Source organism: Solibacillus sp. FSL R7-0668 (assembly GCF_038006205.1).
Lineage (GTDB): Bacteria > Bacillota > Bacilli > Bacillales_A > Planococcaceae > Solibacillus.
Genome location: NZ_JBBOUU010000002.1, coordinates 39,744 through 58,208 on the forward strand (window position 1 = coordinate 39,744; position 18,465 = coordinate 58,208).

18 protein-coding genes are annotated in these 18,465 nt (G+C 39.3%); 16 read left to right on the forward strand and 2 right to left on the reverse strand.

Going from position 1 to position 18,465, the window contains the following annotated elements; genetic code table 11:
- Positions 1–3: 3 nt before the first annotated feature.
- The 16 genes from MKX47_RS20285 (at position 4) to MKX47_RS20360 (ending at position 16,722) form a co-directional block, all read left to right on the forward strand.
- Entirely contained in the window at positions 4–2,598 is a 2,595-nt protein-coding gene (locus tag MKX47_RS20285) for an ATP-binding protein (protein WP_340778074.1), read from the forward strand.
- 74 nt (positions 2,599–2,672) lie between these two features.
- Positions 2,673–4,811 (forward strand): CD3337/EF1877 family mobilome membrane protein, encoded by a 2,139-nt coding sequence (locus MKX47_RS20290; RefSeq protein WP_340778076.1) that lies wholly within the window; start codon positions 2,673–2,675, stop codon positions 4,809–4,811.
- A 14-nt stretch (positions 4,812–4,825) separates the two neighbouring features.
- Positions 4,826–5,368 carry a hypothetical protein gene (locus MKX47_RS20295; RefSeq protein WP_340778078.1) on the forward strand — a complete coding sequence of 181 codons (543 nt, stop codon included), beginning with the start codon at positions 4,826–4,828 and terminating at the stop codon, positions 5,366–5,368.
- A gap of 95 nt (positions 5,369–5,463) precedes the next feature.
- Positions 5,464–6,048, forward strand: a complete 585-nt coding sequence (locus MKX47_RS20300) for a hypothetical protein (protein WP_340778080.1) — start codon at positions 5,464–5,466, stop codon at positions 6,046–6,048.
- A 222-nt stretch (positions 6,049–6,270) separates the two neighbouring features.
- Positions 6,271–7,320: a hypothetical protein gene (locus tag MKX47_RS20305; protein WP_340778081.1), complete on the forward strand. Its 1,050-nt coding sequence runs from the start codon at positions 6,271–6,273 to the stop codon at positions 7,318–7,320.
- A 74-nt stretch (positions 7,321–7,394) separates the two neighbouring features.
- Positions 7,395–7,583 carry a hypothetical protein gene (locus tag MKX47_RS20310; protein WP_340778085.1) on the forward strand — a complete coding sequence of 63 codons (189 nt, stop codon included), beginning with the start codon at positions 7,395–7,397 and terminating at the stop codon, positions 7,581–7,583.
- 13 nt (positions 7,584–7,596) lie between these two features.
- Positions 7,597–8,187, forward strand: a complete 591-nt coding sequence (locus MKX47_RS20315; RefSeq protein WP_340778087.1) for a hypothetical protein — start codon at positions 7,597–7,599, stop codon at positions 8,185–8,187.
- A 6-nt stretch (positions 8,188–8,193) separates the two neighbouring features.
- A complete protein-coding gene (locus MKX47_RS20320) occupies positions 8,194–8,517 on the forward strand; it encodes a hypothetical protein (RefSeq protein WP_340778088.1) in 324 nt (107 codons plus the stop codon).
- Between the two features lie 584 nt (positions 8,518–9,101).
- The gene (locus tag MKX47_RS20325) at positions 9,102–10,925 is read left to right on the forward strand and encodes a reverse transcriptase domain-containing protein (RefSeq protein WP_340773723.1); all 1,824 of its coding nucleotides are present in this window, start codon (positions 9,102–9,104) and stop codon (positions 10,923–10,925) included.
- A gap of 106 nt (positions 10,926–11,031) precedes the next feature.
- A complete protein-coding gene (locus MKX47_RS20330; RefSeq protein WP_340778092.1) occupies positions 11,032–11,799 on the forward strand; it encodes a M23 family metallopeptidase in 768 nt (255 codons plus the stop codon).
- A 56-nt stretch (positions 11,800–11,855) separates the two neighbouring features.
- A complete protein-coding gene (locus MKX47_RS20335) occupies positions 11,856–12,305 on the forward strand; it encodes a hypothetical protein (RefSeq protein ID WP_340778094.1) in 450 nt (149 codons plus the stop codon).
- A 49-nt stretch (positions 12,306–12,354) separates the two neighbouring features.
- Positions 12,355–12,600 (forward strand): hypothetical protein, encoded by a 246-nt coding sequence (locus tag MKX47_RS20340; RefSeq protein WP_263082565.1) that lies wholly within the window; start codon positions 12,355–12,357, stop codon positions 12,598–12,600.
- 62 nt (positions 12,601–12,662) lie between these two features.
- On the forward strand, positions 12,663–13,598 hold the full coding sequence (locus MKX47_RS20345) for an HD domain-containing protein (protein ID WP_340778100.1): 936 nt from the start codon (positions 12,663–12,665) through the stop codon (positions 13,596–13,598).
- A 185-nt stretch (positions 13,599–13,783) separates the two neighbouring features.
- Positions 13,784–15,436 (forward strand): type IV secretory system conjugative DNA transfer family protein, encoded by a 1,653-nt coding sequence (locus tag MKX47_RS20350; RefSeq protein WP_340778102.1) that lies wholly within the window; start codon positions 13,784–13,786, stop codon positions 15,434–15,436.
- 95 nt (positions 15,437–15,531) lie between these two features.
- Positions 15,532–16,362, forward strand: coding sequence for a S1 RNA-binding domain-containing protein (locus MKX47_RS20355; RefSeq protein ID WP_340778104.1), 831 nt, complete (start codon positions 15,532–15,534; stop codon positions 16,360–16,362).
- Positions 16,363–16,722 (forward strand): hypothetical protein, encoded by a 360-nt coding sequence (locus tag MKX47_RS20360; RefSeq protein ID WP_340778106.1) that lies wholly within the window; start codon positions 16,363–16,365, stop codon positions 16,720–16,722.
- A 46-nt stretch (positions 16,723–16,768) separates the two neighbouring features.
- Here the strand turns inward: MKX47_RS20360 and MKX47_RS20365 are convergent, their stop codons facing one another.
- Both MKX47_RS20365 and MKX47_RS20370 read right to left on the reverse strand, forming a co-directional pair.
- Positions 16,769–17,539, reverse strand: a complete 771-nt coding sequence (locus MKX47_RS20365) for a UPF0489 family protein (RefSeq protein ID WP_340778108.1) — start codon at positions 17,537–17,539, stop codon at positions 16,769–16,771.
- A gap of 55 nt (positions 17,540–17,594) precedes the next feature.
- Positions 17,595–18,377: a hypothetical protein gene (locus tag MKX47_RS20370; protein ID WP_340778110.1), complete on the reverse strand. Its 783-nt coding sequence runs from the start codon at positions 18,375–18,377 to the stop codon at positions 17,595–17,597.
- Positions 18,378–18,465: the final 88 nt, after the last annotated feature.

Here is an 18,465-nt window from a genome sequence, read left to right on the forward strand (position 1 = left end):
ATGGTGGCATTACTCGATTATCCAGTGAAGCACATTGACGGTAATTTAATCTTTAGTCATGACGGTAGTGTAACAGCGTACTACCGTCTTGCCGGCTTTAACTATGAATTTTTAGACCATGAGGACAAGTTTATCCCGTTTCATTCACAGCTTGCCTTTTTATTTAATAATCGTTATGACCTACATTTTATCTCGGAGCCGTTTCCTACAAATATCGACCTTATTTTAGCGGATACGATTGCGAGTATTAAGAGGAAGAGCTATCCACTCAAGGAGGCAGGGCTACAATACTTTCAATATTTGAGCACGTATTTTGAGGAGCAAAAAATGACGCAGGAAACGAGCGAGTATATTCAGTACATCGGTGTGCAGCTAGATCCAACGAAAAATAAATACCGTGATGGTAATATTGGCGTCACGCTATTTCAGTCGTTAAAGGAATTATGGAATGGCTTAAGTGCACAGGTCAATCGTTCTGTCGGGCTCACGTCCCAGGATTTATTGCAAGCAGAAATTAATGCATGGCATGACCAAGCAGATTTACTGAAGGAGCAGCTGCAATCGGGCTTTTTATGTAAGGTCGAGAAGGCCCGTACAGCAGAGTGCGTATATTTACTTGAAAAGGAGTTCTCGGTGACGTCGAGTAATGCCGACGTACAGAGCCGAGAAGAATTTAGGAGCGGTGAGGTTGTAGAAGGCACAGAACTAGTAGACGGCCAAGAGATTACGTATCAAACGGTGCGTACGAATCCACGTGACTTTTTAGAGCTGCAAGGTACCAACATTGAGGAGCATACAGCGACCTCTTTAAAGCTTACCAAGCTGGACGCAGCAGATAACGAGAACACGTATTTCACAAAATATTTAGTCGTGCACTCGATGGATAGTGAAATGAGCTTTCCACATAATGAGTGGCTTTATTTATTACAATCACGGCTCTCATTTCCTGTGTCGACAAGTATTCGTGCCTATCATCAAACGAATGAGCGGATTGTCAAAAGACTCTCAAATAAACGCTTAGAATTTATTGACCAAAAGCAGGAAGCCTATAAAGCAGGAGCAGATACAGATTTAGCTCTACATCAATCCGAGCAAGGGGCGATTCAAGCGGAAGCCTACTTTCAAAAAAGCGGGCAGCCAGCGTACGCCTGCTCCATTATCTTCAAGGTCGGAGCAACGAGTCAAAAGGAAGTAAACGTGCGAGCAGAGCAGCTGAAGCAGGAGCTTTTAAAATACGGCATGAAGATTGTCGCTCCCTTTGGCGAGCAAATTGCTCTGGCGATGGAAAAGCTACTTGGTTCAAGGCAAATTAATACGGATTACAAAATTGAAGTGGAATCAGGTGTCTTAGCTGCGATGATGTTCGGGGCAACCACTTCAGTTGGCGATAACCGTGGCTTTTACATTGGTTATACCGATCGGCTCCGTCGCCCTGTTTTTATTCAGCCAGATCTTGCAGCTAAAGCGTATGATATCGGCAATTTGGAGGATAGTATTTCAGCGATTGTTGCTGGGGCAACGGGGAAAGGGAAAAGTTATTTCATGAATCTTTATACGACACTATCCGTCTTAACGGGTTCACAGGCACTCATTGTGGACCCCAAAGGCGATAGAAAGCACTGGGAAAGCCTCCCGTTAATCGATAAAGCGTTTATTTCAAAGTGGACGCTCGGTAGTGATTTAGCGGATAGAGGCTGCTTGGATCCGTTTCGCACGGCAGATTCTATTGAAAATGCCAAAGCAACAGCGAAGGATATTTTGGCGTATTTAGTTGATGTCGATTTGCGGGATACCGAGTATCAAATGCTTGCCCTTGCCGTTGAGGCAGTGTCTCAAGAGGAGGACCCGTGCATCGGAGCGGTCATTACGCATTTAGAGGAAATGTTCGTGGCAGAGGAATATAAAATGTCGCAGAAAAAGCAGCAGGCAATCGAAACGCTAGTCGATGTATTCCACTCTCTTAAAAATGAAAAGCTCGCCTCTTTATTATTTGGTGAGGTTGGGCAGGACTTTAAGGTGTTAAAGGTCGACAAGCCGATGCAGATTTTAATGGTGGAGCATTTAAACTTACCAGATAGTGATCAGTCACAAACTAGAAAGCTCTTACCTTCTCAAAAGCTGTCTGAGGCCATTATGATTTCCATTACGGCGTTTACGCAGCAGTATATGTTTAATCAAGACCGCAGCATCCATAAAATCATTTTGCAGGATGAGGCAAGCTCGATTGACGCAAACCCGTCTGGCAGGCGGATGATGGACTTTATTATCCGTAAAGGACGTTACTACAACACAACGCTCCTAAAGGGCTCACAAAATGCAACGGACCATGGCAATGACGTGGCCAATGTCGGGATGAAATTTTCATTTGGTCTAAGGAAATCCGAGGAAGCGAAGGAAATGCTGAAATTTTTAAACTTACCAGAAACGGATACAAACGTACAAAAGCTTCGAACGCTTGAAAAAGGGCACTGCTTGTTCCAAGACATTTACGGACGCACAACAACTATCTATATTGATCCTGTCTTTGTTGAGTTCGAGCGGGCATTTGATTCCTCAACAGCGAGTGAAGAGGAGCGTTTACGAGAACAAAATAAATAAATATATTAATCAATTAAACTATAAAAATATAAGTGTATAAAAATATAAATGTAGTAATTCATGGAGGGAGCTGCATGAAACAAGCGTATATATGGGGATTTCTAATGTTTACTTTATTGCTACCCTATCAAGTACAGGCTGCGGAATATGAGGATAAGACGCCGGAAGATAATGTCTATGATACAAATAATTATGGGCACTATAAAGGAACAGAGGTCTATTACGATTTAGATATAATTGTGGACAGCGAAGAGACTGGTGTCACGGATTGGATGTTCAATCCGTTTGATACATTGAGTGGAGAAGGAGCTAAGTTAATTGATTTAGCTCTTTTTAAATTTGTAGAAGGCTTATTCAAGGTGAACATATTTCTAACTAACGTATTAATAGGCATTATGGATTTTTCTTTAAATAGTGCTGATATTTTAAATCAACTAATAGAAAAAGTTGGCGTTACTGTTACCTCATTTACGGGAATTAGTGCAGGTGAGTTTTCTTCTTCAGGTATTTTTGGAGGCACAATAGGGGTGATTTGCTTAATTGTTGTAATTTATGCATTGTGGCAATTTGTTACGAAACGCGAAAAAATAGCGGCATTTGGTACAATAGCACAATCTATTGTAGCTTTTACGATTTCACTACTCATTTTTTCGAATTTTACAGGTTTTCTGCAAGGAATGAATTCAATGAGTAATGACTTATCGTTATTATTGTTACCTAAAAATAATCATGAAGAAGTTACTACTCAAACTTTAATGTATGATAATATTTTTAATTCATTTGTTCATGTCCCGTACCTAATGTTGCAGTATTCTACAACCGATGAGTCAAAAATTGGTGAGGGAAGAATAAATGAACTTCTTTCAAAAAAACCTAATGCAAAAGAAAGAAATGATGTTGCTAAAAAGGAAATTGAAGAATACGGAAACTTTACACTGCACTCTACAAATTTAATTGAACGATTGATTTTTGTATGTATTGCATTAGTTATTAATGCATTCAATTCAATACCGGTTTTACTACTTGCACTCAGTATTATTATGTGCCAGTTTTGGTTCATGCTACTCGCGATGGTTGCACCGTTTGCATTGCTTTGGTCAGCTCTTCCTGAACAGTTTGGTGTGTTAAAGCGGTATTTCTTCGAGCTTTGTATTCCGTTATTTATTAAGATTGGACTCGTTATTATGACCATCTTTTTATTCGGATTAACGGAGATTATATATGGATTGAATACACTTGATGGAAACTTAATTGGATTTATTACTGCGGGTGTACTTCAGTTTATGATGCTTTTAACACTTTTCATCATGCGTAAACGCATATTCAGTATTTTTTCAAAGGGCTCTGTGCAGCTTAGTCAAATGCGTGAAAGCTTTGCGAGCGGCAAGGAAAAGGTGCTATCACCTGTGAAGAAATCCGTAGAGGGAGCAGGTACATTAGCGGGTGCAGTAGCAGGTGGTGTTATCGCCGGTCCTCAAGGAGCCATTTTTGGAGCTAATATTGGGAACACTGCGGGTAAGGCGATAACTGGACAGGCTGGTGTTGGCGAATCCGTTCAACGTGCCTCCATTACAGCCTATGCCATGAAAAAGTCGATGGATAGCCAGCAAGTCGATAAGCTTGGAAATAAAGTAAAGCCGAATTTCTTTCAGCAGGTGGCTAGTGCAAATATGTCATCAAACGAAAAAGAAAGTCATGCAGCATTAAAGGAACTTGGTTTTGACGAGTCAACAGCTAATGAAACGTTGCTTGGAATGCGTCGACAAGGCTTGAATAATTTAAGTACGCAAGATGTTACAGCTGCTGTACGTCCTGCGATGCAACAGGCTGCACAGGATAATAATAAGCTGGATCCACATGTATATATTCTTTCAACCTTACAAGGTAACCAACGCTCAGAAAAATATGAAGGATTGTATGAAGAAAATGGTAGTGGTGGTGTGAAGTTAGGGAATTATAATGTGGTATCAAAGGGTAAATACCAAGCAATCCCTGAAACAAATATTGTTGTCGATAGTTATGGTGAGCTTCATCAGCGAGCACGCATTAATACAAACGATGTAGAGGCTGAGGTAACGCTTGAAGGGGCAACTCGTTTAGCAAAACAGGCGCAAATTAATGATTTAACAACAGTTAATATGCATGTTGTACAAGGCGAACAAATTAATAATAGTCAGGCTAAATCAATCGTACAGTTATTTGAAGACAAATAATGAGGTGAACGGATATGAGGCGATTTTCAAGTATATTGGTGGCAGGCTTACTTTTAGCGAGCTGTAATGCAGAGGAAACTGCTGATGATGAAAAGGTTGAAGTAGAGCAAGAGCAAACCGAAGTAGTTAATCCAGAAACTGAATTGGACGAGGACTACAAAGTATTTTTAGAGCACCATACTGAAAGTGAGCTAAATGCGTTAAAAGTAACCGGCGAGAAATTAATGTATGTTTATTTTAGTAAGCTTGATGATTCTCTTTATAGTGAAGTTAAAGAGGAATTAGTTGTAGGAGCACAATCAAAATTTGAAAATTATGTTGGGGTACTGGATTTTAACAAAGATTATGAAGTACAAAACATCGAATCGGATTTTATACAGGGGTTCGATGCACCAGAAGTCCATATTTTATATAAAGTTGACTTTGTTGAAATATCTGACGGAAAAAAATCTGATGTACAAACATTTGAATTTATAGTAACTGCATTAGATTGGAAAGATAGAGAGGGTTTAGGCATTTCAGATTTTGAAAATAAAACTGTTTTAGAAAACAATTAATTAGTCTATAAACATATAAATTAATTAACAAATTAATATATTAAAATATTTATTCGTTAGTTCGTTTATATGTAAATTCATCAGGGAGTGAGACGATGCGTAATTTTCAAAAGCTACGTTCAGCCTTTTATGCACTCGAGGATTTGAAGGAATTTATGATGCTAGAGCTCGTAAAATTAGACGAGGACCAAGACAAATATAAACATGCTGTTGTGTACCCGTTACCCAATGTTGAAGAAATGAAAGTACCTGTTTCCACCGAAAATGGTGAGCAGGTATTTTTTGTTTTTCGCATTTTGTACGAGGGTGCATTGCCTCCTTATTTTGAGTCGACGCAAAAAAATGCTCATAGTGCGTATCGAAAGCTGCTTCGAAAACGATACGAAACAGGGACGACTTCTTCTCTTCGGACGAGAGGAGAAATCGCCAAACTGAAACAAGTAGTGGTGTTCATCAAACACCATTTTTCGGACTTAAGTATTCGGGATTTAGATAACCGAAATCGTAAATTATTAATAGATGCACTGCGGAACAATCAAGTTATTTCAGATGATAATTGGCAGCAATGTGCTATCTATGAGGAAGGGGTGTTATCAGAGAAAAGCTATGTAGAGGTGTTCGTGATGGAGCAGGAAAATTTCCCATATTTTTTACTTCAAGGTAGGTTCGTTTCACATTAATTTCATGTACTTTTGGCAAAAGATGATGTGTTTTGAAAAGTACATGAAATATATTACGTCAAAAGTACATGAAGCTAGCACACAAACCATTGATAGTATTGAATTTAATGCATTTTCAACGAATAGTGTTTTTTCATACCAATTAGAGAAGATATGTTGAGTGTTGTCATCTACGACAATACGAAACGTATCAGTCAACCTGATGATAAAAGGAGGATACCTATGGGGAAAAAGATGAAAAAACAACCGGTGCAAGTGATTAAAAAACCGACAGAAAAAGATATTGGCTTTTTGCTTTGTACGCATGAATTCCGTGTTCTAACACTGCTACAAGTTAGGCGTTTTGTAGACCTAACAGAATATTACTCAAGGCGAAAAAAGAAGCTGTTAATTGATTCAGGCTATTTACAAGCAAATGCTATTACAGGTGGCTACCAACCACCTCCAGGACAACTTGAAGAAAGGAAAGCCTATTCAATTACAGGAAAGGGCGTGAGTCTTCTTCGAAAGCATGGACATGACATTACGTTAAATGCTGATGCCCTAAGAATTCCTAAAGCGCAGTTACCTTACTTATTAACGAGCTATGATTTAGCATTTTATCTGTGCGATCATGGGTGGCAATTTGAGCAATCTCGCTATTACAAAGCAAGGTTAAATTTAAATCGACAAGGCGTAGTAAAAGGAATGCTCACTTCCCCAGCAGGTGTGAATTGGGTATTTTTTGTGACGTTATCTCATGTGAATAAATCGACACTCGCGAAATTTAAGCAAGAGATGGAAAGTGCAAGTGGAAATTATTTTGATAAAGCAATTTTCACAAAGGATATGCCAGCCCTTGAAGCCATTGTAGAGTTCTTCAAGGAGGAGGAAAGCCTGTTACGATTTTTGGGAAGCTGCAAAGTCCTCCCACAATTTATGGTCGAGGCCTATGTACGTTACATGTCAACCGATGAAGAATTTTTTTCATTTTTACAAGCAATTGGCTATCCCGTCACAAAGAGAGAAACCACCCATCTCTTTGAGCAATGGATCACAGAGGATGGATTCATTGCCGTGAATTTACTCGATACCGATTTAGTCAAGGTGCATGAGATGTTGTCGTATACCGATTACCAATTAGAGCGAATCAAAGGGTTTAAAGTCTTTACAACACCAAAGCTCGTCAGTGTACATCACCAGCTACTCGGACATTTAAAGCATGTGCATTTTCAACTAATGGAAGAAGAAATTATTGAGGAGCATTTTACAGAAAAGAGAGCAGTCCATTAAACAATAAATAGAGTAATTGCTTAATATATTTATTAATTAACGTATAAATCAATTTATACGGGAGGTGAGAATGTGTGTACCCTTTAATTACAGAATTAGACGAAGTCATGCGAATCGCCAATAGCCCCAAAGCCGTGTACTTAATTCGAACGCATTTCACGGAAAAAGAGCAGCTGTACCTAAATCAGCTCTTTCGTGAAGTCTTTCGAGATGAAGTCCATTTTCTAATTGAAGTAGAGCTAAGTCGAAAAAATAAAAAATGAATGAGGGAGGCAGATGAATAAACAGCGCATTATTCAGTACATCATTTACGTAACAATTGTCATTATCGCAATCAATGTCGGAAAAAGTATGTTTTCAGATGACAGAATAGTTAGAAATGTTTCACAGGATGTTTCACATGAAACCCCTAGTGATACCAACGCTTCAAGTACTTCTGAGGCAGAAAAAAAGCTAGCATTTGAACTAAAAAATACGGAGCCGGTCACGACCCTTGCAGCTAAATATGACGAAGCAACGATTAAGCAGTCGAAACAGCTCGCTGAACAATTTGTACGCTGGGCTTTTCCATATGACGAGCAGCCGAAGGACACAGCGGAAATACAGGGCTTTGTCAGCAAGGATGTATATGAAGCCGTACTGAGTGGACGCGTCACAAATGCCCGTGCAACGCGTACATTAACCTCACTCGAAATATTTGAGGCATATGATCAGCAAGACAAAATCCACTGGGTCGTGCGTGTGAGCGGTGACGTTTTTACGCAGAACGGGCAGAAGCTTGAAACGGTTACCTATGACTATCATGTGTTTTTATCGAGTAGCGATCGTCTTTGGATAACAAAATGGCAGCCGCAGAAAGTGAGTTGAGGCGATTTGAACAAACTAAAATGGCTACCACCTATTTTGCTTTTACTGTCCCCTTTTCTCGTCATCGGCCTATTATTTGTCGGTGTCATGTTTTTAGGGGCAATTATTGGCGGGAATCAAAACGAAGCCCCGATGTATTCATTTGATATGTCAGAGCTTGCAGAAAATGAAATCCCAAGTGAATTCATTCCGTACTACCAAGCAGCGGGTACGAAATACGGGGTCAACTGGCTCCTACTCGCTTCGATCCATCGTCAGGAAACGAACTTTTCACAGAACGTTGCGGTGTCCTCAGCCGGTGCTGTGGGGCATACCCAGGTGCGACCATAAGGTCATATAAGAAATCTCCATTAGCAAGGAGTAGGCGAGACTACAATGCCTATCATTACCCAACTTATCCGTGAGGGAAACCAAATATCGGGGAGTGTAGCATGTTGGGAAAGCTATGAGTTATCGAATCATCACGATACGACTGAATAGCAAAATGAAAAGATGTAAACGAGGATAAAAGCTAAACTGCCTGAATGACAGTCCGAGGGGGTTATTGTCCCACCTATGACGGAAGATGATTATTTACGTCATACAGCGAAACAGAATGGGGAATTGGAGACCATCTCTGGATACACTTTGATTAACTGCATGTCAAAAGTGCGTAGTCTATCGCTGACCAACTATAATAAATGGTAAAGGGCGAACGTCATATCCGACATTACATCGTGCTTGTTCTTATATGTGCTAAATGGTGATTACCTACGTCAGAACGCTTATGTATAAGAGCTATGATAAATATGTATCTGAATATCTGATATGGTAACGGAGTTCCCGTAGTAGTCCGAGGTGGGGAAAGCCCACTACATGGCGAAGGGGAACAGCTTATCTCGTCTAACTAAAATTGGAAAGGAGCGTGAGGCTCTATGAGAAGTCCAAACACTGTGTTAGACATTCTAACAAAACAATCAACGCGCGAAGATTACAAATTCGAACGAATCTATCGAAATCTGTATAACGTGGAATTCTATTTAATGGCTTACGCAAAGATTTACGCGAAAGAAGGCAATATGACACAAGGTGTCGACGGACAAACTATTGATGGTATGAGTCTAGAACGCATTGAAAGATTAATTGAAAGTCTAAAAGATTGTAGTTATCAACCAAAACCGTCCAAAAGGGTTTACATTCCAAAAAAGAACGGTGGTAAAAGACCATTAGGTATACCATCTTTCGAAGATAAATTAGTTCAAGAAGTTGTAAGAACACTACTGGAAGCAATGTATGAAAAAACTTTCTCGAACCATTCCCATGGTTTCAGACCGGAAAAAAGCTGTCATACTGCACTCATGCAAGTAAAAGACAGATTTACTGGCGCTAAATGGTTTGTGGAAGGTGATATTAAAGGTTTCTTTGATAACATTAATCATCACAAACTAATAGAAATCCTTAAAAGAAGAATTAACGATGAAAAATTCATCGATTTAATTTGGAAATTCCTGAAAGCGGGTTTTCTAGAGGACTGGCAATATCACAAAACGTACAGTGGTACACCACAAGGCGGCATCATTAGCCCGATTCTCTCAAATATATATCTAAATGAATTAGATAACTTTGTACTAGCTTATAAAGAAAAGTTTGATAGAGGTAAAGGGAGAAAACGCTTAACGGAATACCGCACAAGAGAAGCCAGATTATACAGAGCTAATGCTAGATATAAGGAAAAATGGGAAGAAATGAACGAGGAAGAAAAGGAACAAGCACTTCAACACTTGGACGAGTTGAAAAATCACATGATGGAATTGCCCTATAAAGACCCAATGGATGAAAACTACAAACGAATACAATATGTGCGATATGCCGATGATTTCATAATCGGTGTAATCGGTAGTAAAGAAGATTGTCAGCAAATAAAACATGACATCAGCACTTTCCTAAGTGAAGAACTGAAAATTGAATTATCACAAGAAAAGACGCTCATTACGCATTCAAGTAAAAGAGCAAGATTTCTTGGATATGATATTAAAATCAGTCATGATAATAAAACGACAAAGTATACAGCAAGTGGACATAAACAAAGAACACGTACAATGAGCTGTGAACTTCTTTTGCCACATGAAGTATGGCGAAATAAATTAATCGAATATAAAGCGTTAGAAATAGATCAAAAGACACAAAAATGGAAGTCCACGCATCGAGCGCATCTTCTGCAAAACGATGACCTTGAAATATTGATGATTTACAATGCGGAAATTAGAGGTTTATATAATTATTACAAGTTAGCGAACAATGTCTATAAACTAGATGGCTTTAAATTCATTATGGAATATAGCATGTATAAAACATTCGCAAACAAATATAAATCAAGCGTTAGAAAAATCCATAGAAAATACAGTATTAACGGAGATTTTGCGGTTAGATATGAAACTGCCAACGGCAGTAAAATCGCTTTCTTCTACAAAGATGGATTCAAAAAGAAACTATTACCATCTTCATATGCCGATGTTGATGTTATTTCTAAGACAAGAAACATTATTTACAACCGAACAGGGCTTATTGAAAGACTTGTAGCAAAGGAATGTGAATGGTGCCATGCCACAAATGTGGATTTAGAAATTCATCATATTAAGAAGTTAAAAGACCTCGAGGGCAAAAAACGATGGGAAAAGCGTATGATTGAAAGAAACCGTAAGACGATGGCACTATGCAAGAAATGCCACGTTGACTTACACAACGGTAAATTAGACTGATAGGTGGAGAGCCGTATACGCTGAGAGGTGTACGTACGGTTCGGGGAGGAGTTCTTGGAAACCTAGCATAGAAATATGCCAAGGCGCTGGGTTCTTACTCTACTTCATGGATTGTACGTTTGTTGGATGGAGCTACCCGACGTGTGGCGGGCTCGGTAATGGTGGGATTCCGAAAAGTGTTCTTACCTCCCCTGCTGAGATTAAAAAATACGGAGGCTACGGGGTGGACGCAAATGGTGACGGCAAAGCAGACCCGTGGGACGTAGAGGATGCGATTCATTCAACAGCCCACTACATTTCGAAAAATCTAAAAGGCGCAACAGAAAATGAAAAGATTAAAAACGCTCTCTTTATTTATAACAAGTCGAGTGAATATGTACAGGAGGTATTTGACCGTTTTGTACTGTACGCAGACGGCTTTATTGAAAAGAAACAAGGTATCGGCGCAGTGGTCATTGGTAACCAAGCATGGCCAGCCCCGTTCACGCAGCGGATTACATCGACTTATCATGACCCGTCAAGGAATAATCATGACGGCTTAGATGTGGCAGCACCAGGGATTAACGGAACAGAAATTGTGGCGTTTATGGACGGTGTGGTCATCAAATCCGCCTATCACTATGAGGTTCTACCAAACGGGAAGGAGCTCGGCTGGGGGCATTATGTTCGCATTGACCACGGAAATAACTTTCATACAATTTACGCACATATGATCAAGCCGGGCATTGCAGTTGGCACAAAGGTAAAGGCAGGTCAGGTTATTGGCTATGTGGGCAGTACTGGGAAATCAACAGGTCCCCACCTGCATTTTGAAACACGCGTAAACGGTGAGCCGCAAAATCCACTCGGCTATTTAAAGAATGTAATGAATTAGTTCATTAATCAATTAATCGTTTTATCAATTAATCTATTAATTTGGAGGTGTAGCCTTTGAAACTTGTAAGTATAACAGGTAGCACCCTACTGCTTGTGATTCTAGTATGTGGCTTTATTAGCCAGACGTTAGTTTCAAAGCAGCTGTATATCGTAGCAACTGGATCGGTGCTACTGGCAGTTCTTACGCTACTACTCAATCAAAGGAAAAGTAGTATCGTAAATAGTCTCGTGCGTTTTATTTTACTAAGTGCACTTATTATAACCAGTGCACAGTTTATTTATACATGGTGGCCCTATGAAAATTTTTTAAAGGCTGAACTAGTGGCATACGGTTTTGCGGCAGTCTTATTCTGTTTGTCCGTCTTCTTACAGCTAACATGGATTCGCTTAGAGCGTGCCCATAAAACGAAACGGACCAACAGTCGCCTGCACACGCAAAAGAAAAAGCGTCCGAAACGTGGGGAGTTAAATCTTATACTCGGGCAATCAGTAGAACGTAAATAAATTAATATATTAATAGATTTATATATTAATCAAGTAAAGGAGTGATTTGATGCAGCTGACACTTGAGCGAAAGAAACAACTCGCCATGCTCACCTTAGTGATCGGTGCACTCGTTTGGGTACCGACATTACTCAAAGTACCAAGTCCTCTGTGGCTATTATCCTTTCCGCTTGGATTAATCGGTGCGTATTTTGCGTACAAGGCACGAGCCACATCGTTCATTGTATTAAACGTGCTACTATTCTTTAGTTATTTTATTTTACTCGCTTTATTTATGTTTATACGAAGCTATTAATCAATAAGTTAGTTTATCAATTAATATATTAATTCATTAATATGTGAGAGGATGTGAGAAAAGTGAGGCTAACCGATGACTTATACGGCAGCTATGAGCTAGAGACCGTCTTACAGGAATTAATTGAAACGAAGGAAATGCAGCGACTGAAAAGGGTACATCAGGGCGGTGCGACGATTTTTGCGAATCCGAAATGGAACACCACCCGCTTTGAGCATTCGATTGGCACGATGCTTTGTATGAAGATGCTCGGGCAGCCACTGGATGTACAAATTCACGCCCTACTACACGATGTGTCGCATACCGCCTTTTCCCATGTTGTCGATCACGTGTACCGGCTAGAAGAAGAAAACTATCATGAATTGATTTTTAAGGACGTGATTTATCAGTCTACCATCCCACTCATTTTGCAAAAGTATGAGCTAGATGCGGCACCGTTCATGAAAAGCCCGTTACTTGAAATCGACGGCCCGCATTTATCGGTAGACCGACTTGATTACACACTGCGGGATATGGTTCAGTACGGTTTTATTGACCTACTCGATGCTCACTGGTTTTTAGCCGCTGTTGGTGTCGTGAATCAGCAGCTGGTCATTATGAACATGACGCAGGCTGAGTGGTTTGTCGAAACGTTTTACAAACAAGTGTTTGATCTCTTTTTAGATGAACGTAATATTTGGGCATACGGTAAGTTCACAAGTATTTTGAGTCTCGCCCAGCAACTTGGCATCATCACAGAGCAAGATTTTCTACTCTCAGATGACGCCCTCTTTCAAAAGCTATGTAGCTGTGAAGATGCGACGTTACACGCGTCCATGATTGAATTAGTAGCAGGTACGAGTGAAGCGTATGACGCAAGTGTGAAGGAGCGTTATGTAGAGCCTGTTGTTTTAGAAAACGGACAGCTCGTAATAAGCACGAATCACTCGCCCTTCTTACAAGCATTGCAAACAGAGGCTCGGACTCGTTACGGTAGTTTTAATAAAGTAATCAATTAATATATTTATTGATTAAAATGTTAATTAATTTAGATAGTAACGAATTAATAAAGTAATACATTTGTGTAGAAATACGTTTACCTAGAAACCGGTAAATGTGTTTTTTAATTTATAGAGAAATTCATTAATATATTAATCAATTTATTAGGTAATACATTAATCGATTAATGAAAGGAGTGAGGAGGGTGGATACATTACGTGCCGGCGAGCCGGTCATATGGGGAGGAAGTGATTGCTTTACGCATTTACTCATTTGCGGACCCACACGATCCGGGAAAAGTGCCACCATCATCAAGCAGCAAATCTTTCAAATTTTAAGACAGAAGGCACGTGGCGTTGAGGTCGGCTTATCGGTCATCGAACCTAAGGGCGACCTCGCTGATTTTGTCGTGGAGTGCTGTGAGGTGATGGGGCTCGATTACACACACATTGACCCAACGAAAGAACATTCAGCGCGCTTTAACGTTATGGAGGGCAATATTGAGGACGTGGCGGAGGCAGCTGTGGTCGTCTTAAAGGGCTTGTTTGGACGACAGGAAGCGTTCTTTGCGACGATTCAAGAGCTATCGACGCGTAACGTCACAAAGCTGTTAAAAACGCTGTATGATGACGAACTCGATATTAGTGATGTACTGCTAACACTACGAGATGAGAAAATTTTAAAAAAACGTGTACGCGAATTGAGAGAGAAAGACCCAACCCATGACCTTGTGCATTTCTTTGAAAATGAGCTGCTCGGTAGTGAAAAGCAGGCACAGGTGTACAGACAGTTTATTTTAGGTTTACGTGCACAGCTTGAAAATATTTTATCAAACCACAACCTACGCAAAATCATGACGGGGAAATCCTCGATTGATATTGATACGCATTTTGAAACAGGCGGGGTCTTAGCGGTGAATACAGCCCTCGGACTACTGCGAACAAGCGGGGATGCATTTGGCCAGTTTGTCACGATGCATTTGCAAAACGGCACGTTTAGACGAAAGGGCAGTGAACGCTCGCGTATGCCTCACTTTTTAATCATTGATGAATATTCGCGTTACATGAACCCAGATGTGGAGATCTTTTTATCTCTTGCAGCGGAATATAAGGTTTCAGCGACACTCGCCATTCAGTCACTTGGGCAGCTAGCCGTGGAATCGGGTAAGCTGTCTGCCCAAAATATGAAACGTTCCATTTTGACGAACTGCCGTAGCAAAATTTGCTTTGGCGGTGTATCTATGGAAGATGCAAAAGAATTTGCGGAAGAATTCGGAAAGGATAAGGTGACGCTCAGGCAGTCAATGTATGAGCATCGTTTATTGATACCAAGCTTTTTCCCTAAAAGCTACCGTGATCAAGAGGCAGAGGAATTTCGTTTTGATCCAACCGATATCGCAGACGGGCTAGGTCGCTTTGAATACATTCATAAGCTAATGGTCGGTGGTGTCCCGCAAAAGCCAGGCGTCGCACGTGGAGAGTTTATTCCGGCGAACTGGCAAAAGAGGCGTTCTTGGGAGAGCAAATGGGCTCGATTTAAGGGTTTGTTTAGACGAAAAAGAGGTGTCCCTGCCGAACAGCCAGAGCCACTAGCTGAAAAAATTGAAGAACCAATTGTGGAACCTCCTTTAGAACCTGTAGTGGAAGAGGTAACCGAACCACTTGCTTCAGTAGAACTACCTGTACAGGAAACTGAAACAAGTAATGAACCAAAGGAGCTACAAGCGGAAGCACTAGAGCGACCAAATTATGAAATCGAGGACGAGCATCCTGATATGCGGACTGTGGACCCAACGCCACTGCTGCGTAAGAAGAAACCACACGTGAAGCTAGAGGATGAGGATTTTTGGAAAAGTTGAATAGATAAATATATTAATGAATTAATGAGTTAACTAATAAAAAGGTTAATACATTTATGAATTAATCCAATTAAAAATGAGAAAGGATGAGGACCATGACAGAGCATACAACACAAGGACGCTTATTAGAGGGCTTTGACCCGAAGCGTATTCGCCACTTGGGACAAGAAGAACAGGAGCAGGATTGGTCACAAATTTTCAACTCTTATCAAAATGACTTTATTTTAGAGGCAGAGCTAGAAGGCTTTGAAAAGATTTCAGAAAAAACATGCGGTGTGGCGTACTTAGATAACATACGTATTTTAATCCCGGTGGAGTTGTCAGGCTACGCAACGTATAAGGAATTTCGTGAATACGCAGGGCTGCGAATTAGCTTTATCGTCAAAGAGTTTGATCAGGACAAGGGCGTTGTCATCGGCTCACGTAAGGAGGCACTTGCGAAAAAAGCGGAAATTACGCGTCGTAAGCTAAAAGAAGGGGACGTCATTTTAAGTGTCGTGCGTCGCATTTTAGCCAAAGAGGCGATTTTAGATATTGGTGGTATTGAAGTAAGCCTACCCGTTATGGAAATTCGCCATGGCTGGATTCAGTCGATTCAGCAGGAGCTTTCGGTCGGTGACGTAATTGAAGTAAAAGTGTTAGCGGTAACGGATACCGGAGTGACAGTTAGTGCCAAAGCGTTGCAGCAGGACCCGTGGGAATCGGATGTGATTGATCGTTTTAAAGTCGGCAACGAGTACATGGGACGTGTCACAGGAACAGCGGATTTCGGGAATTTCATTAACTTAGCACAAGGTGTAGATGCAATTGCACCGCATTTAAAGTTTGAACACGTGAAAATGAATGACCGAGTGCTCGTACGGATTCGTCATATTGACCGTAAGGAGCGCCGTATCGTCTCACGCATTGTAAAGGTGGGGACGTAAATGGAGCAGCTTAAAAAGATTCAAGCAAGTAATGTAGAGGTGGACTGGGCACTTGATACCCAGTTCCACCGTTACCTTTCAGACGAATTTAAAGAATCGCCGTACTTAAAGATGGCTAGACGCGAAATGCAGAAAAACGTGCATAATTTTTTGGAGGATTTGTGGTATTACGGGTGTTTGTCGAAATCACAGGGAATGAAATTATATGACTTACATCAGAAACAAATCTCAAGACTCATTCGTGATGAAAAAATCCTGAAGCATTTGGTGAATGGTATCACGTATTATACGTTGTCCTCATTTGGAGCAGTAATTTTGGATTTGGGGGAATATCAGGTTAATTATTGGCTTGAAAATTAATTTAGGAGCGTTATCACATAGGTAATGACGCTCCTAAATTAGGATTTTAAATTGACCATACTTTAAATTCACTTAAATTTAAATCAAAGACCTTTAAAAATAGCTCTAAAAGATATAAACAATCTTGATCTTCACCGCAAAAATCGGGAGAAAGTGCCACTGTAATCAAATCCCAATCTGTGTATGCTTTTAAAGCGGCTAAATCTGAAAAAATGACGTCTTCATTTTTTAAATCAGCGGTACGATAAAGAAGAGAATTGTTAAAATAGTCTAAGTCTAAATCCAAAATTTCATGCTGTTTTTCTTTAAAGGAAACAGTTTTTGAAATAAAATCTTGTACACCCATAAAACGTGAAATTGACTTTTCTTGCCCATTAATTAATTTAAAACATTTGAAAAGCATTAGCTCATTTGCATCTTCAGACATATCTTCAACCGTAATTTCTTTAGTTGTTGCCTCTTTTTTATTTTCAGGATTGCTGACATAAATAATGTCTTGTATAGTTCCTCTTAAAAAACTAGGGATTATAAAATTATCCATACGAAGTTCAGGTTCATACCTGTCTTCACCTTGCTCATAATTTACAATGTCAACTAAATCTTGTGGTGTAGAGGCTAATATTACATTTTGATTGAGAACTAATTCAGGTACATCATCTAAATGTGTATCTACGTGCACTAAGCAAGCATGCTCTTTAATAAACTTTTTGATTTTGTTATACTCCCATATGATAAATGCCCATTTATGGTTAACCATTAAGTATATCGGCTTTTCTATATGTTTTACTACCCAGTTTTCATTCCTCAAATTAATCATAAGTTCCTCCTAATTTATTGGTTATTCATTTAATCCTAAGAAAAGCTCTATCAAGTTATTTAGTAGAGCTTAATTTTGAGATATATTTCATTTCAGCTTCACTCAGGATTTTCCGTTGTATAGGAATGCAAATAGTTAGAATGGCTAAAAAAATTGAAAATAATCCAATTAGATTTGAAGAATTAATAAATGCCCAATTTTTAATGTAGGCATGTACCTGTTCAAATAGTGGCCATGAAGCAAAATCTAATGATTTAAAAGCTAATAAACAAACATATAAATAAAATCCATAAATTGTAATGTGGATTCCGTAATGAAGAACTAAATAAGTCCCTTGTTTTTCAAGTGACATAAGGGGAGCTAAATTTTTCAACTTTATAGAGACGAAATGATCTTGATCGCCGTGAGTCGGAAAAATCCTTTTTAGGTGCCAGTAGAATCCGTATTTTATCACAATAGTTAAATTGAGAAACCCAATTATACTAAGTAAAATTAATACGCTAACAGTTAAAATATTTTGAAGAAAAATAGATGTTTCAATTCGTGCAAGGACAACAATAAGGTAAATAAACAAGAAAATTTGGACGACATATAAAACCAATAATATTTTATATTTCATGTTATAATTAGAAAATGTGCATCTAAAGAAGAAAATTGTGATTTTTATTAGAGATATTGACAAAATAATTAACAGAGCATATACTCTTATCTCCCCAGATATAATGGGTACTGAAATTAATATTAGTGCAACTGCTTGTAAAAAGATAAGAACTAACTCGGTTTTTGATAAAAAATCTAATCTGGTTAGTTTAAGTACTGTTGAATGTATTTTTTTCAAGTTTGTAAAATGCTCCTTATTTGGTATAATAACTATATATAGTATTTAAATTTACGCTAAACACTAAATATTGTGTTTAGCGACTTGT

Bases quoted from the DNA above. Each gene is read 5' to 3' on its own strand.
- MKX47_RS20290 (WP_340778076.1), top strand. From the start codon at position 2,673: ATGAAACAAGCGTATATATGGGGATTTCTAATGTTTACTTTATTGCTA.
- MKX47_RS20295 (WP_340778078.1), top strand. From the start codon at position 4,826: ATGAGGCGATTTTCAAGTATATTGGTGGCAGGCTTACTTTTAGCGAGC.
- MKX47_RS20300 (WP_340778080.1), top strand. From the start codon at position 5,464: ATGCGTAATTTTCAAAAGCTACGTTCAGCCTTTTATGCACTCGAGGAT.
- MKX47_RS20305 (WP_340778081.1), top strand. From the start codon at position 6,271: ATGGGGAAAAAGATGAAAAAACAACCGGTGCAAGTGATTAAAAAACCG.
- MKX47_RS20315 (WP_340778087.1), top strand. From the start codon at position 7,597: ATGAATAAACAGCGCATTATTCAGTACATCATTTACGTAACAATTGTC.
- MKX47_RS20325 (WP_340773723.1), top strand. From the start codon at position 9,102: ATGAGAAGTCCAAACACTGTGTTAGACATTCTAACAAAACAATCAACG.
- MKX47_RS20330 (WP_340778092.1), top strand. From the start codon at position 11,032: ATGGATTGTACGTTTGTTGGATGGAGCTACCCGACGTGTGGCGGGCTC.
- MKX47_RS20340 (WP_263082565.1), top strand. From the start codon at position 12,355: ATGCAGCTGACACTTGAGCGAAAGAAACAACTCGCCATGCTCACCTTA.
- MKX47_RS20355 (WP_340778104.1), top strand. From the start codon at position 15,532: ATGACAGAGCATACAACACAAGGACGCTTATTAGAGGGCTTTGACCCG.
- MKX47_RS20360 (WP_340778106.1), top strand. From the start codon at position 16,363: ATGGAGCAGCTTAAAAAGATTCAAGCAAGTAATGTAGAGGTGGACTGG.
- MKX47_RS20365 (WP_340778108.1), bottom strand. From the start codon at position 17,539: ATGATTAATTTGAGGAATGAAAACTGGGTAGTAAAACATATAGAAAAG.